This is a genomic window from Streptomyces macrolidinus, assembly GCF_023887685.1.
Taxonomy (GTDB): Bacteria; Actinomycetota; Actinomycetes; order Streptomycetales; family Streptomycetaceae; genus Streptomyces; species Streptomyces macrolidinus.
This window is the reverse complement of the sequence record NZ_JAMWMR010000008.1, coordinates 12,307-27,952: the sequence shown is the minus strand read 5'-3', so window position 1 is coordinate 27,952 and position 15,646 is coordinate 12,307. Positions and strand designations below refer to the sequence as shown.

The window sequence follows — 15,646 nt, the reverse complement described above, 5'->3', positions numbered from 1 at the left end:
CCCCCTCTCCCACGCACGGTCCGGCTCCGGACCCCGACCTGACACCCCCCGACCCCACCCTCGAGCGCTGGCGGTTGATCCTCGGATCCGCTGCCGAGCGTTGTACCGGCTCGCTTCAGGGGGCCGCACTCGCTCGCGATGCCGCGTTGGAGTGGCTGTACGGTCGCGATGAGGATCTGCGGCGCCGTGGGGTGCGCCGTGGAACGGTCGACACACGTCAGGGTGGTACCGGGCCCTCTCAACTGAGTCCGGTGGACTGGCTCGACGGTATCCATCGGCTCTTCCCCAAGGAGACCGTGGAACGGCTGGAGCGCGACGCCGTCGAGCAGTACGAGATCCACGAGATCGTCACCGACCCGGACGTCCTCGCCCGTGTCGAACCCAACCAGACCCTGCTCCGCGCCGTCCTGCGCACCAAGCACCTGATGAACCCCCACGTGCTGGCGCTGGCCCGGCGCATCGTCGAGACGGTGGTGCGCCAACTGCTGGAGCGCCTGCGCCCGGAGGTCCGCCGGGCCTTCACCGGCTCCCGCTCCCGGCGCCCCAGCCGACTGCCCCTCGCCCGCGACTTCGACTTCAAGAGCACCGTCCGGGCGAACCTCGCCCACTACCAGCCGGCGGAACGCCGCATCCTGATCCAGCGACCGCACTTCCACTCCCGTACCCGACGCCACCTCGAACAGTGGCAACTGGTGCTGCTGGTGGACCAGTCGGGCTCCATGGTCGGATCGGTCATCCACTCCGCCGTGACCGCCGCCTGTCTGTGGAACCTGCCGGGTCTGAAGACCCACCTGATCGCGTTCGACAACGAGGTCGTGGACCTGACCAGCGACGTGACCGATCCGGTGGACCTGTTGATGAAGGTCCAGCTCGGCGGCGGCACCGACATCGCGCGCGCCGTCGACTACGGCGCCGGGCTGGTCGAGAACCCCCGGCGTGCCATCGTCGCCGTGATCTCCGACTTCTATGAGGGCGGGGACCCCTATCGCCTGGTCCGCACGGTGCGCGGGCTGGTCGAGCAAGGGAGCACCGTGCTGTGTCTGGCCGCGCTGGACGAGGAGGCCGATCCCGTCTACGACCGGGACCTCGCGGGACGGCTCGCGCGGGTCGGGGCGCAGGTGGGGGCGATGACGCCGGGGCGGCTCGCCGAGTTCGTGGCGGAGAAGCTCGGCGGTACGGGGCAGGGCCGATGACCCGCGCCGACCTGCGGGCGCTGACGCCCGAGACCCTTGCCGCCCTCGCCAACCGGGGCCTCGTCAAGCGTGCCGAGAAGGACCTCGCGGCGGGCTCCGGCCCGGAGGTGACCACCACCGCCGACAGCGCGGTGCACGGAACCTTCCCCGACGGCACCAAGACCGTACTGCCCGCGGGCGTGGGCCTGGACGCCGCCGACTGTTCCTGCGGCGCGGCGGGGGTGTGCCGCCACCGCCTCGCGTTGGTGCTCGCCTACCAGCGCCGACCCAGCACCACCACCGCCGATGGACCCGACGAACCGCCCGCATCAGTCCAACCGGCTGCCACCGAGCGCCTGTTCGTCGACTGGTCACCCGGTGAGTTCGACGACGGGACGCTCACCGCGTCCCTGGGCCGACCCGCGCTCACCGCAGCGCGGCGGGTCCTGGACCGCGGCTACACCGCCCGACTGCACCGCGCCCGCCCCGAGGACCCCATACCCCGGGTCGAACTGCCCACCTGCACCGTCAGCTTCCCGGTCCCCCACGAGCTGGGCTACGCCCTCACCGACGCGGTCGGTGCGCTGCGTGGCGAGGTGGTGGCCCTGGCGGTCTGGGCCTTCCGCACGGCAAACACGGCAGACGCGGGAGGCATGGCAGACACGGCAGACACCGAGCAGACCACACACGTGACCGTCGGCGGCCGAACCGTCGCCACAGCTACAGCCACATCCACAACCACCACGACCACAACCTCCGACGCCCGCGGCGACGACGCGCTGCGCACCGCCCTTGCGCTCGCCGACGAACTCCTCCTGGACGGCGTCCAACAGGCGGGCCCCGTCTTCGCCGCCTCCCTCCGCCGCTGCCACAAGGCGCTGACCGCCGCCTCCCGGCACTGGCCCGCCGGGGCGGTGGCCGAGCTGCGCGAGCAGGTCGACGCGTACGCCGCGCGCAGCGCCCACTACGACCCGGCACGCTTCGCCCTGCTGCTCACCGAACTCCACGCCCGCCACCGCGCCGCCGAACGCGACCCGGTCGGTGTCCTCGGCACCAAGGAGGCCCCGACAACCCCGTTGCGCCGGGTCCGCCTGGTGGCGCTCGGCTGCCGTGTCAGCGGCACCGCCCGGGACCGTACCGCCGAGACCTTCTTCGCCCACGCCGACGCCGGAGTCACCCTGGTGCTGCGCAAGCGCTGGGAATTGACGGAGGGTCAGGAGCTCACCGGACACGAGCTGTCCGCGCGCCGCCTGCTCAACTCACCACTGCGCGCCCTCGCCACGGCGAACGTCGTGAGCGAGCACACCGCACGCGCCGCGGACCGTACGGTCACCATCTCCCGGGGCCGCATCGCCGCCACCAGCGTCACTCCGGTCGGCTCCGCCTGGACGGAACTGCCCGCCACCCTGCTGGTCCGGGACGTGGCGGCCCATCTGCGGGCCATCGGCGACCGGCCGCCGCAGCTCATCCGCCCGCGCGTGGCGGCGGAGTCCGTGCGGGTGGTCGCGGTCGCCGCCGTGGAGTCGATCGGCTACGACCCCGCCGGGCAGGTACTGGAAGCGGTGCTCCGCGACCCGGCGGGCAACGAGGTGCTGGTCCGCGCCGCGTACAACCCGCTGTGTCCGGGCGGTCTGGACGCGCTCGCCGCCGCGCTCGGCGACGAGGACGTCCGCTGCGTCAGCGGCATGCTGACCCGCGCCCAGGGCCGCGTCGTACTGGAACCGCTGGCCGTGCTGACCTCCACCGGTGTGGTCGTCCCCGACCTCGCCCCCGGGGACGGCACCACCGCGCTCGCCCCGGCCTCGCCCCGCCGGGCCGATCCGATCACGACGGCGCTGGAGTCCGCACTGGCCGCCCTGGCCGACGCGGCCCACCAGGGCCTGCGCCGCCTGACCGCCCCCGCCCGCACCGCCGTGACGGACAGCGCCGACCGGCTGCACCGCACCGGCCTGCACACCGCCGCTCAACACCTGCGCGAACTGGACGCGTTGCTCCAGCGCGAGGGCGCCATCGCAGCCCTCCCCGCGTGGGTGAACGCGTCCCTACACCTCGCCGTGAGCCTGGAGACACACGCGAGTCTCGCCGATCACCGGAGCGAGCAGCCGACGGACCACTGAACGAGCGCCCCGGCGCCGCCAGTTGGCCACGCCCATGCGCGCATGCCACCACCGACGCCGGGGCGCGGCGCTCTCAACCGCTCGCCGGGACCTTCAGCTTGTCCCAGCTCTTCTTGCCCGGGATACCGTCCGCGTCCTTGCCCGAGTAGCCGAGCTTGCGCTGCCAGGCGGCGTAGGACGTACGGTCGGCCTCGGTCCACTCGGGGCCGGGCCCCTTCGTGTAGCGACCGCACCCCTCGGCGACGAGCCTGCGGCCCATGGCGGTGACAAGGGGGGACTTCTGTCCGACGTGGAAGAACGAACTGCCGGGGAACGGCGCGTACTTCGGCTTGGGAGTGGGCTTGCCCGGGTCCTTGCCGCCGCCCTTCCCGGCCAGCCGGTCGGCGATGCGCTGCCGCATCGAGTCCATGGTGAAGCCGCGCGGGTCCTGCTTGCCCGGCTGCCACTCCAGGTGCCCGATGACGGAGCGCTGCGTCCAGCCGTGGTGGCGGCAGATCGCGGCGGACACCTTCTCGATGGCCTCCTTCTGCGCCTCGGGCCAAGGGTCCTTGCCGTCACCGAGGTTGATGCACTCGAAGCCGTAGAAGTGCGGGTTGCCGTCGACGTTGGCCTGGTTGTCGGTCGGCAGCTTCGTCTCGTTGATGACCGCCCGCAGTACGTCGTTGTCACCGAGGCCCGCGTGGTTGGCTCGGCCGTTGCCGACGAGGTGGACCTGGCCCTGCTTGTCGATCACCCCGTGACACAGGGGGCCGGGCAGACCGGAGTAGCCGTCGTAGCAGAGGTTCACGGAGCTGTCCGTGCCCGAGGTGACGGTGTGATGGATCATCACTCCGTTCACGGGCCCCCAGGCTCCCTTGGAGTTGCGGTTGTGGTGGCGCCAGTCGCGTACCTCGTGGACGGTCAGTCCCTCGGCGCGCAGGACCTCCAGCAGCTTCGACGCGCTCATCGGCGTAGCCATCACTTGTCTCCTTCCTCAGCGGTCCTCGCCGCTGCCTTGGTCCGTGAACGACCGCGCGGGGCAGTCGACTTGGGTGCCTGATCGGCCGAGGGCAGCGCCGCGGCGAGCGGGCCGAAGGCGTACCGCAGGTCGACGGTGTCGCCCTCGCCCGTGATCAGGGCCAGCGGCGCGAAGTGCCGGGCGATGCCCGCGGGGGCCTGAAGCAGCGGGTGGCGTGCGGCATCGGTGGCCCACTCGACGCCGCCCGTGGCGGTACGGGCGGGGATCAGCCAATGGTCGCCGGTGCGGTAGGAGCCGCCCTGGGCGAAGTAGATCTCGACACCGTCTTCCAACGGGATCCACTCCCCCTCGGTAACGGGCACCGCGCCACCCTTCAGAGACGTCGCGCGGCCCTGACGCCGGGGACCATCATGGTGGTCCCAGCGGCGCAGGAACGGGTGCAGATGCGGCAGCCGTCCGACGCGCTGCTCCGGCTCGGCGGACAGCCGGAGGCGACGGCCGGGCAGGTCCAACTCCTCGACACGCAGCAGCGGTTGGGCCTCCAGGCGCGAGGCGTGAGCGGTGTCCGTGAACTCGACCCGGTCGCCGACCTCCAGATCGAGCTTGGAGTCCAGGCCGAGGCTCGCCAACTGCACCCACGTACCGTCGAGTTCGTCGACCGGGAAGACCACCGACCCGTTCTCCCGGGACCACTTGAACGTGGCGTCCTCCGCCTCGCCACCCGCGTGGACCTCCACCCGGTACAACTGGTTCTCCGGGCCTCGGTAGTGGGCGTCGGGGAGGACCAAGCAGGGGTCGTCGTCCGCGTGTTCGGGCCGCTCGCTGCGGGCGGCCAGATGGGCGGTGGGCGCCGACTGGGCCCGCGCCCACTCCTCGAACGCGTCGCGGACGGCCTGCGGCGACGGCTTCGCCTCCTCGACACCCAGCGCGGACAGGGTCACCGGCAACACCTGCCAGACCACCTTGGTACGGACGGCGGTGTCGGGCAGCGCGGCACCGAGGGCGACCTCGCGCAGCGCCGGGTCCTCGGCCGCGCAGACCGCCCGCTCCCACACCGTGAGGCAGGCGACGAACGGCGACTGCGCGGGCGAGGGCAGGCGGTCGCCGGGCTGCTCCGGGTCGCGGAAGCCGTCGGGCTGGTTCCAGTAGTCCCAGAAGTCGTCCGCCTCGGCGGCCTGCGGCTCCTCGGCGTCGTCGTCCGGTACAGGGGTGCCCGGTGCCGGGCGGTCCGCGTCGCACAGGATGCCGTCGACGTAGTACCGGCCGCCGTGGATCCGCAGGGTGTCGAGGTCGTGTGTGCCGCCCCGGTACTCGATACGGAAGCCGGTGGCGCCGCCGGGTCCGCCGTGCCGTCCGATGAGGTCGGCCGCGAGGGTACGGGCCTGGTGGAGCTGTATCGCGGACTGTTCGTTGAGGTCCGCGTCCAGTTGGACCCGGCCCTGCTGGGCGACGACCGCGGAGTAGTGCCGCTCCGGGCGGAAGGTGGAGCGCGAGAGATCAGCGTGCATGAAGGGGGTCCCCCTGGTTCGGAAGTCTGCGGGTGGTCCGTACGACGGCGCTGCTCACGTCACGAAGAAGATCCCGGCGTCCGTGCCCGCGGGCGTGTACTCCGCGAGCCGCGCCCTGAGGCCGTCCTCCCGCTGCGGCCGGTACAGGTCGTGAAAGGCGCCGAGTTCACCACCGTCGTCCGCACCACGCCGGATCCCCTCGGCACACCGGTCGGCCAACTGACCGTACCAGGGTGTCCCATATCGCTTCGATGCGAACAACGGTCGTACATGCCCGGAGAGTTCGGCCCCGACAAGGTCGGGTTGGCAGCGGTGGCGGCGAGGAGTGCGTGAGCCGAGTGGGACGAAGCAGTACCGCAGGCAGCCGATGCCGCGCCGGGCCACGTGAAGCCTTCCGGTGAAGACGGAGTTCTCCGCCAACTCCACGGCATGGGCGCGCACTTCACCGATCACGGTCGTACGGTGCAGCCGCAGCACGGCGTGGGCGTGACGGCAATCGGGGGCGGAGAGTGCCTCGCGGTCGTCGCCCGTGGCGTCCAGGACGCTGTCCCGCAGATGGATGTCGAGGGGTTCCTCGGTGACCTCGTCGCCGATGACCTCGATGGTGCCGAGGATGCTGTGCTCGATCTGGAGGCAGGCGGTGGTGCGTTCGAGAACGATGCTGGGCTCGTCGGGCGAGTGCGGCGCGCACTCGGGCTCCAGCGACCAGCCAGGGACGAGCGTGGAGTGCCGCACGACGACAGCACCCACCGGACCGGTGACGTTGATACCGCGACCGGCGACGAGGAGTCCGTCCAGGACGACCCTCGGACGCTCGTGCGGCGCGCAACGTGCGTGCACCGCACGGATGTTGAGTGCGTCGGGGCGGTTGCTGTACCAGTCCAGAAGCCGGATCACCGGGCGGGCGCCCACGCCGGCACGCAGTTCGAGGCGGTCACCGGGGTCGAGGTCGAAGTCCAACTGCTCCTGGTAGGCGCCGCTGTGGGTGATCTCGATGATGCCGGTGCGCCCGGGGGTGCGCGCGTGCTGCCAGGCCCGGTAGGCGTCCATGATGCGCCGGTAGGGCTGTCCGGGTCCGACCCGGTAGACGTCGGCGTCGAGGCAAGTCCCCCCGGCGTGCGCCGAGTCGGGACCCGGCGAGACGGGTTCGCGGTCGGGGCGCGCGTACTCGCCGCCGCCCATGTCGGCACCGAACGCGTAGTGGTAGTCGACCCACACACCCTGCCTGGGCGCTGAGCGCGCGCCGAACGCGATGCGTCCGGACTCCGGGTCGAGGGCGACCTGTCCGCGCCCCGGCCGGTACCGCCAGTCGGACAGGTCGGCTACGACGATGTCGGCGAGCGGAACGGGCCGGTCCTCGCCGTCACGCCGGACGACCAGGCTCTTGCCGGGGCCGTAGTAGTCGGCGAGCCGGTCGCGCAGCAGTCGGCGGGTGATGAACGCGGGCACGTTGTCGACCGCCGCGATGTGCGCGGGCGAGGGTTCCGGGACCGGCCGGGTGACCAGTGGGGTGTCGTTGCCCAGAAGGGAGAAGGTGTAGAGGTTGCGGGCGCGGTCGACGCAGTAGGCGGGGGACGAGGTCAGGGAGTACGGCTTCAGCCGCCAGACGAAGAGTCCCACCCCGGCCGGTGTCCAACCTCCCTGTCTGCGCGTCGAATTGGCACGCCGTACGTCGACCGTCCTGGCCGTCTCCTCGAACGGGCCGCCCGCGAGGGCGAGCGCCGCCCCGTCCCGCAGGTCCACCAGGCGCCCGCGCTCGCCGCGCCGACCGGTGCCGTGCAGCTTGACCGGCTGGGTGTGGGCCACCTGGCGGGACAACTCGACGGCTCGCGCGGGCCAGTCGGCGACCTGCTCGGAGAGTTCCTCCAGCAGGTGCAGGGTGCCCTTGCGGCGTCGGTTGGCGACGGTGGCCGCCACGTCCCGGCGCGGGGCGACGGCCTCGGCGAGCGCGTCCCGGCCGCCGCGGTGCAGACCGGTGGTGAGGACCCGCTCGTAGCCGGGCAGCATGCGGTAGCCGACCAAGTCCCCGAGGTACGGCAGCACCCAGGGCGCGGCGGTCTCCACGAACAGGTCCTCGTAGCCTTGCTGGACGCCGTCGCGGACCCGGTCCAACTGTTCGGCGACGACGGCGAGCAGGGCCCGCAGCGGTTCGCCCTCCTCGGCGTCGCGCAGCCGGTGCCAGCGCGGCAGCAGGGCGGCGAGCCCGTCGGGATCGCGGGACGGCTCGGCGGCCGACGTCTCCAACTCGACGTCCGGGGACATCACTTGACCTCCGTCAGAATCAGGGTGTCCGTGGCCCGCGCCGACAGCAGAGCGAGTTGAGCCGGGCGGATACCGCGGAAGACGAACACCGTCCGGCCCTTGGGCAGGCGCCGGGTGTCGGTGATGTCGGGGTTGAGGCGCAGGAGTTCGGCGAGGGGGACGCCATAGCGGGCGCAGACGGACGTGAGGGTCTCGCCGTTCGGGTCGGTGACCGTGTGGGTCCGCTCCTCGTACGCCGCCGGGCGCGCGGGGACCGACGCCCTGGGGAGGCCGGGGTCCGCGAGCAGGGCGGCGAGTTGGTCCGGGGTGGCGGAGGCGGGGACGCCGGTGAAGACGTCGACGTCCACGTAGTCGACTCCGGGCACGGTGTGCGCGGCGGCGAGGACCTCGGAGAGCCGCGCAGGACGCCCCAACTCACGTCCTTCGAAGCCGAGTTCGCGCAGCAGAGCCTGCCGCAGCCGGGGCTCGACACTCTCCCAGGCGTGGTCGGGGGCGAGCTTCACCTTGGCGGCGATCAGCAGCAGGACCAGTTCGCGCGCGTCCACGCGGACCGGCAGACCGGGGTCGCCGTACTCGGTCAGAGCCGCGCGCAGGGGCCGGAGAGCGTCGTCGGTGAGCGGCACATCATCCGTACCGGCGACGGTCACGTGCAGCAAGGTCCGCCGTCCGTCGAAGAGTTCGCGAGCGGATGCGCGGCCGATTCCGGCGCGGGAGCGGGCGAAGTCCTCGTAGTCGGGCGGGGAGACCAGCCGGTCGAGCGCGGAGACGGCGAGCGGGATCGTGCGGCGGGTGAGCGCGGGCCCGTCCGCGTCGGCGCCGCCGGTCGCGGGCAGCGGGTTGGTGACCGCGGTGACGCCGAGCGGGCGGGTGAGGGGTTGGGTGATCCGGTCGGCGGGTACGTTCACCGCCTGGCCGGTGCCGAAGCGGTAGCGGGCGCGGACGTTCTCATGGCCGCTGGGCAGCCGGGCGCCGTGGACGCCGTCGCCGAAGGTCACGGTGGTCCGGCCGTCAGAGGTGGTGCCGGTGACGTACACGCGCTCGGTCGGGCCGCGCCCGGCAAGGCTGTCGACCTCGTGCCAGAGCACTCCGTCCACCCGGATCTCCAACACCGGTACGGCGCCCAGGGGGTTGTCGGCGGCGAGCCAGGTCAGCGGGGTCTGCCAGAGCGCGAACGTCTGGTGGACGCGGTCGAAGTCACCGCTGCCAATGGCCTCTTCGCGGCTCTCGCCGTGGGTGGCCTCGACGACGTTGCCGAGGACGCGGACGCTCGCCCGGTGGTAGCGGTGGGCCAGCTCGGTGGTGAGGGTGAGGCGGGTATGGACATGGTCGCCCGGGAGTCGCGGGTCCACGACCGGGTCGGCGGACGCGATCACGACCACCTCACTGGCCGTGACACCGATCGCGCCGGGTACGTCGGTCCGCGCGCCGCTGACGATGAGCGTACGGCCGGGCCCCAACCCGGCGTACAGCTCGGCGAGTTCGATCTCGTTGCCGTGCACGTCCTCGCCGAGCGGCTCGTCGGCCGGGCGCAGTGACTCGCCCGCCGCGTGCACGGTGGTGTCGCGGATATGGGAGAGCAGGACGTCGCGCTCGTCCAACCACGGTTCGGTGAGGGTGAGTTCGGTGCCGCGTCCGGTGATGCCGTAGTTGGAGTACGTCACCGTGCGGACGGCCGCGACCCGGGTGGTGACGAAGGCGAACTCGGCGTCGCCGGGTACCGTGCCGCCCTTCGAGGGGCGCTGGATCGCCACCCAACTGCCGACGGTGATGCCGCCCTGGACGCTGTCCAGTTGCAGGACACGGCGGTTGACCGGCGCGGGCTCGCTCGCGATGACGATCTCCACGTTCGGCTCGGTGGTGCCGACCGTGTACGTGACGCTCACCTGGTACTCGCCCTGGGTGAACTGCCTGCTGTCGCCCGGCTTCAGGGAGAACTTTTCGGTGCCGCCGTTGTGGACGGCGATCCGCACCGTGCCGTCGTCCTGCGGACGGGAGACGGACAGGCTGCGCTCGGGCAGGCCGTCGTGGAAGCGGGCGGTGACGCCGTCTTCCTGGCGTATCGTCGTGCGGCCCTGGGCGGCCCCGGTCGACAGGTCGACCTGACCGGGCCCCAGAGCGAAGGTGAGCTGCTCGGCGACGGGCAGGTTCTCGGCCCGCTGGTCGGAGCCGCTCCCCTCGACGTACTGGAACTCGGCCCGCACCGGCACCTTGCCCGCCGGGTCATGGACCACGCGCATGCTCGCGAGCACCGCGCCGGTCAGCGGCCAGTCGGCGGTACGGATGACCCGGCCTCGCTCGTCCTGGACGGGCTTGAGCGGGGCGGTGGCGCCGAAGGGGGCCGCGGTGACACGCATCGCGAGCAGCTCGCGCAGGAGGGGTCCGGCGCCCGGAGCGGCGGCGGTGCGCCAGGCCGGGTAGAGGCTGCCGAGGCCCGGGGTGAGCGCCGTGAGGAGGCGGGTGGGGTCGGTGCTGGGGGTCCCTTGTCGGGGGGTGGGGGCGGTGGCGCGCAGGGCGGGGAGGACGGTGCTCAGGGCGTGGAGGGCGGCGCGACGGGGATCAAGGTGGGCGGCCTCGCGGGGGTCGGGGTGCGGGGCCTGGTGCGCGGCGAGGGTCTCCACCGGTTGCGCGGGGGCCAACTCCAGGGCTCGCTCGGCAAGTTCCGCGAGCAGCGCCTCCAACCGCTCGAACCACGCCGCCACATCGTCGTACGGCTCGGCCAGCACCTCGGCCTCGCGTAACCGGGCGATGGGCTCGCCGAGGCGGGCCGCCAGACTCTCCGGTGTCGTGATGCCGTCCAGGTCCGCGCGCAACGGGGCGAGGACCTGGGCGTCGAAGTCGTCGATCAGGCGGCTCACCGGGCGCGGATCGGGGACCTCGGGGGTCGGCAGCTCGTCCCCCGGCTCACCGGGCCCGGCAGGCTCGGCGATCCAGCGTCGTACGGCGTCCACCAGCTCCGTCAGCGTGGGCGGGGCCGACTTGGGCAGCGTGATCGCGGTGATCCCGTCCTCGCGGTCGACGCGGACACCGGCGACGGGCAGCAACTTCCGTTCTGCTTGCGCCTGTTCACCAAAGACGAAGAGGAGCTGGTCACCGGTCCGGAGGGAGTTCGCGGTGCCCTCCACGAACAGTTCGGAGCGGTGGTCGAGATCCTCGGGGGTGAGGAGGGAGGGGCGGCGGCGCCGTACGGTCAGCTCGTTCCAGTCCCAGCGCGCGGTGAGGTCCCGCGCGGTCTCGAAGGTCAGCGACTGCTCGTCGGCGGAGGCGGGCACGCTGTGGCTGCGCGCGCCGCCCGGGATCAGTACGGGCAACGCCTCGGCGCGCGGGTCGCGTTCGAGGGTGTACGCGAGGTGGGTACCGGTCGCCACTCCGGGTCGGGGCCGGTGCCCGACGAGTCGGCCCAGCAGCACCAGCGAGCGGTGTTCGTCGGCCGTGCGGAGGTAGGCCTCGTCGGCGATCCGCTCGGAGTGGAAGGTGAGCAGGTCACCGAGGACGGCGGCGGCGTCGAGCAGACCGATCGCCGGGTCGTCGGGGGTGCGGACGGTCAGCCCCGCGAGAGCCGGGTACGCGGGCGAGGCGAGCCGGTCGAGCAGGGCGGCGAGGAACGAACCGTGGTCACCGACGCGGTAGTCGAGCGCGCTGCGGCCGGGCGGGTTGTGGAGCGGGGCGGGGGCGAGGCGTTCGTCATGACCGCCGCACGCACCGCCGCAGGAGCAGGACCGGCCGCTCATCGGGTGCCTCCCAGAGTGATCTCCAGCCGCCCGTGTTCGGGCCGGTCGGGGTCGTTGGCGCAGGTGGCGATCTCCAGCGGGCCGAGCGGCAGCACGCCGTCCTCCCTCTCTCCTCGGTCCTGCTCGAACAGCCTTTGCAGGCGAGTGACTTCTACGCTCTCCACTCCGGTTACGGCCGCTGCGGCGGCCACCAGGCGGCTGAGCCGGACGGGTTCGCCGAAGGTCAGCGCGTCGGGGTGGAAGAAGCCGAGCCGTCCACCGGGCAGTCGGCCGCTGCCGAGGACGCGGTACAGGTCGGCGAGGATCTGCCCGTGCTGATGGCCGGGCCGCGCACAGACGGTGAACGCGAGGTCCAGCGGAACGAGTTGGGCGGGGACGACGACCAGATCGTGCCCGATGCGCCGGTACGCCTCCAGGGCCTGCGTCACCGAGTCGAGCAGTCCCTCCGGCGGGGTCTCGCTGCCGTACGCGTCGATCGCGACGTGGACCTCCTGGAGGCTGCCGGTCCAGCGGATCTCGGCGGCGGCCCGCTGGACACCGGGCAGGGCGGAGGCGAGGGCCGCGTAGTCCTCGGCGGTGACCGCGCGCAGGCGGGTGCGCCGCAGGTCCAGCGGCGCCAACCGGCGTGCCTGCTCCAGGGGTTCGGGCTCGGTGCCGCCGGTTGCGGGCAGCGGGTTGCGGACTCTGACCACCGGGACCGGCCCGCCCGGTCCTTCGGCCGTGACCACGTCGGTGGCGAAGGCATCGGCCGCGACGACGTCGGGCGCGAAGGCATCGGTCGCGACGACAAGGTGGTTGATGGCTTCCGCACCGACGTTCCCCGCGATGCCGCCGCCCAGGCGACAGCGCACCGTCAGGCGTGCTCCGGGCGTCGGCTCGGCGCCGTACCGTCCGTCGCCGAAGCGCAGGGCGAGGCGTCCGTCGTCCTCCGGTTCGCCGACGAAGTGCCGGTCGCGAGCGCCGCTTTCGAGGAGATCGCGGCGCGGCTCCCACCTCGCATCGCCGTCGCGGAGGCGTACGGCGGGCAGGGCGCGGCGCGGATCCTGGGCGAGTGCGGCGGTCGCCGAACCGCGCAGGACCGCATCCTCGGGGTGCAGCCCGTCCGCGTACGCGGGGCCCCAACTGTGCGCGATCTCCCAGACGATGTGCCCGTCCAGCACGGTGCCCGTACGGGCTCGCGCGGTGAGGATCTCGACGCGCCGCAGCTTGGCTGCCAGCAACTCGTCGCTACGGTGCAACAGTTCACGCAGGGCACGGACGGGACGGCCGCGCAGCTCCAGCCGTTCCAGCACCTTCAGCCCGAAGATCACGGCGAGTTCGGCGATCTCGTCCCCGCTGAGCCCGTCGCGGTCGTGGGCGCTGCGCCACAGATCGACCAGCCGCTGCCGGATCCGGCCCGGGACGGCGGCGATCCGCTCGGCCTGTCCGGCGGCGATGGTCGCCGGGTCGGGGTAGGGCACGGCCTGGGTGACGGGGGCGCGGCCGAGGACGGGACGGAAGCGGGGCCGGATGCCCGGGTAGACGGACTGGGCGAGCAGGGTCCGCAGGGCCGCGGCCTGCGCGTACGCGGTGCCCGGCACGACGCGCTCATGAGGCTGTCCGGCCTGCTCCAGGCCGAGTCCGGCGCGTACGACGGCCCGCTCCCCCACGACGTCGAACAGTTCGCGCAGATCGTCCGGGGCCAGAGCCCGGCCGCTCTCCGTACGATCCGTCAGCGAAGTGATGAGCCGTGCCGGGAGGTTGACCTTGCGGCGGTCATCACACCCGAACTCCCGTGGCCCGCAGGGCGCTACGACCGCCGGAACGGGTGGCACGGTGACCGTCTCGGCGTGGCCCGAGCGGCCGTGGTCGACCAGAACCGCGTTGCCGCGAGCGAGGGTCACGTCCTCCACGGGCAGGCAGTTCCGCCCGCCGCGCGTGGTCAGGTGGAACGGGAAGCGCAGGGCGTCCTCGGTGGCCCAGGTGACCTCCAGGACGGGCTGGTCCTCGATACGGTCCAGGCCTGGGGTGACGGAGGTGAGACGTACGGCCTGGCGGTGGCTGGGGTCGGCGTCGCCCGGAGTGCCGGTGCGCGGGCCCTTGACCTCCTCCAGGATCAGCACGTCGCCCGGCTTCAGATCGAGCCTGCGCTCCCGGCAGATCTCGGGGTCCGTCCACTCGTCGCGCAGGGTTGCGACGGTGGCCCCCGCGGGCAGCGCGCACACCTCGCCGCCCCAGGTCCACAGCCGGATCGCGTTGTGCGCGACCCGCAGGTGGAGCGGCTCGGTGGCGACGACCGGTTCGAAGACCTCCACGGAGCCGCGTTCGTCCAGGTCACCGAGTTCGTTCTCGTGGATGACCGGGCCGGGCGGCGGCCGGTCGTGCGGGTCGAACGTACGGATGTCCACCGATGCGAAGCGGAAGGAGCCCGGCGCCAGGGTGCGGTCGGCGGCGGTCTCGACGGTCACATAGGTGCGGGCGTTGCAGCCGTCGTGCAGGGCGTAGTCGATGAGCCGGACGTGACGTCGTACGGAGACGCGGCGGCGCGCGGTGTCGAGGTAGGCCTCGGTGGCGACGGCGTCCTGCTGGTAGCTGATCTGGTCGCCCGTGTACGCGAGCAGCTCCACGAGGGTCGTGCCGAGGTCGGCGGGGTTGCGCTCCGTCCAGTCCGGGGTGGTCAGTGCGAGCCGGTCGAGCAGCAGCGTGCGGATGGTGTCGTAGTCGCGGGCCGTGTAGTCGATGACGGGCGCGGACGGGAAGCGGGTGCTCTCCTCGGTCTCGTCCAGGCAGTCGAAGGGGGTGGGGCAGTCGGGCCGGAACGTGAACTCCGCGCTGTGGTACCGCTGATCGAAGCCTCGGTAGGGCGTGCTGCCGGGCCGTCCGTACGGGTCGGCCTCCACCAGCGACAGGCGGTAGCGGGAGGTGTCACCGGCCCGGTCGAGGGTGACGTGAAGCCGGTCGTCCAGCTCGGGGTCCTCCTCGCGTTCGACGCTGACGTCGACCGCGCGGATGTCGGTGACGCGCCGGCCGCCGTCGACGCGGACGTTCTCGGGGCCGAGGCCGTGCGGGGCCTTGCCGAGGAAGGTGACGGTGAGCTGCAGCCCGTCGTCGCCGACCTCGACGGCGTCAACTCCGTTGAGCCGCGCGGCGCGCACCTTGCCCCGCCGGGTGGTTCCCGCGCTCATGCCGCCCTCCCCTCGAAGACGTCCTCGCGTACCGCCCCGGTGGCGCGGACGACGTACGAGAGTCGGACACGTACGAGGCCGTCCCCGCACTCGATGTCGAGGGCCATCACCTCGACCAGATCGCCGAGCCGGCGCTGGAGCGCGGCCTGGACGGAGAGTTCGAGGGTGCTGACCAACTCGGGGCTGTTCGGGGCGAAGACCAGATCGAGCAGCCCGCAGCCGAAGTCGGGGCGCATCACACGCTCGCCGGGGCTGGTGAACAGCAGTTGCTCGATCAGGTCGTGGACATGCTCGGCGGGGCGGGCGTGGGCGGTGCGTCCCCGCCTGTCGGGGCGGAAGGGAAACGCCATGTCGGCGCGCGGGCGGGTGTGTTGACTCGTCGGCCTCATCGGACGGATACCTTTCGCTGCGCGGCCTGGACGACGGGTGGCCCCTGCGGGACGAGGGCCGCGCTGAAGCACTGGGCGGCGGAGGTGTCGAGCAGGACGGGTGCGCCATCGACCGTGATGCCGGTGTCCGCGGCATCCCAACGCGCCGTGGTGCACGGCGAGGACACGCCGTCGACGGTGTGCGGGCAGCCGGTGACGACGTAGGGGTGGTCGCTCGTGACCACGGCGACTCCCCCGATCCGTACGCCATCGGGGGGTGGGGTGGCGGGCGCCACGCGGCCACCGTGCGGGCAGCCGATCACGGCTCCGGCTTCCAACAGACTCCCGGACAACTTCTCTCCCCCGTCG

At 72.6% G+C, this 15,646-nt stretch carries 9 protein-coding genes; 2 read left to right on the top strand and 7 right to left on the bottom strand.

The window, feature by feature from the left end:
• The first annotated feature begins 251 nt into the window (after window positions 1-251).
• Both NGF19_RS12030 and NGF19_RS12025 read left to right on the top strand, forming a co-directional pair.
• Window positions 252-1,193 carry a VWA domain-containing protein gene (locus NGF19_RS12030; protein ID WP_252424776.1) on the top strand — a complete coding sequence of 314 codons (942 nt, stop codon included), beginning with the start codon at window positions 252-254 and terminating at the stop codon, window positions 1,191-1,193.
• Window positions 1,190-3,289, top strand: a complete 2,100-nt coding sequence (locus NGF19_RS12025) for a YehQ family protein (RefSeq protein WP_252424774.1) — start codon at window positions 1,190-1,192, stop codon at window positions 3,287-3,289. Before NGF19_RS12030 ends, NGF19_RS12025 begins: the two co-directional genes overlap by 4 nt.
• Before the next feature lie 73 nt (window positions 3,290-3,362).
• On the opposite strand, the gene NGF19_RS12020 is transcribed toward NGF19_RS12025, so the two are convergent.
• From NGF19_RS12020 to NGF19_RS11990, 7 genes are read right to left on the bottom strand one after another with little or no spacing between them, the layout of a single operon-like run.
• Window positions 3,363-4,247, bottom strand: coding sequence for a peptidoglycan-binding protein (locus NGF19_RS12020; RefSeq protein ID WP_252424772.1), 885 nt, complete (start codon window positions 4,245-4,247; stop codon window positions 3,363-3,365).
• A complete protein-coding gene (locus NGF19_RS12015; protein WP_252424770.1) occupies window positions 4,247-5,755 on the bottom strand; it encodes a DUF6519 domain-containing protein in 1,509 nt (502 codons plus the stop codon). Before NGF19_RS12015 ends, NGF19_RS12020 begins: the two co-directional genes overlap by 1 nt.
• Before the next feature lie 54 nt (window positions 5,756-5,809).
• Window positions 5,810-8,017 carry a hypothetical protein gene (locus NGF19_RS12010; protein ID WP_252424768.1) on the bottom strand — a complete coding sequence of 736 codons (2,208 nt, stop codon included), beginning with the start codon at window positions 8,015-8,017 and terminating at the stop codon, window positions 5,810-5,812.
• A complete protein-coding gene (locus tag NGF19_RS12005) occupies window positions 8,017-11,745 on the bottom strand; it encodes a putative baseplate assembly protein (protein ID WP_252424766.1) in 3,729 nt (1,242 codons plus the stop codon). Before NGF19_RS12005 ends, NGF19_RS12010 begins: the two co-directional genes overlap by 1 nt.
• On the bottom strand, window positions 11,742-14,909 hold the full coding sequence (locus NGF19_RS12000; protein ID WP_252424764.1) for a putative baseplate assembly protein: 3,168 nt from the start codon (window positions 14,907-14,909) through the stop codon (window positions 11,742-11,744). The genes NGF19_RS12005 and NGF19_RS12000 overlap by 4 nt, the downstream gene beginning before the upstream one ends.
• On the bottom strand, window positions 14,906-15,298 hold the full coding sequence (locus NGF19_RS11995; RefSeq protein ID WP_252424762.1) for a GPW/gp25 family protein: 393 nt from the start codon (window positions 15,296-15,298) through the stop codon (window positions 14,906-14,908). The genes NGF19_RS12000 and NGF19_RS11995 overlap by 4 nt, the downstream gene beginning before the upstream one ends.
• Entirely contained in the window at window positions 15,295-15,630 is a 336-nt protein-coding gene (locus NGF19_RS11990; RefSeq protein WP_252424760.1) for a hypothetical protein, read from the bottom strand. Before NGF19_RS11990 ends, NGF19_RS11995 begins: the two co-directional genes overlap by 4 nt.
• Window positions 15,631-15,646 lie beyond the last annotated feature (16 nt).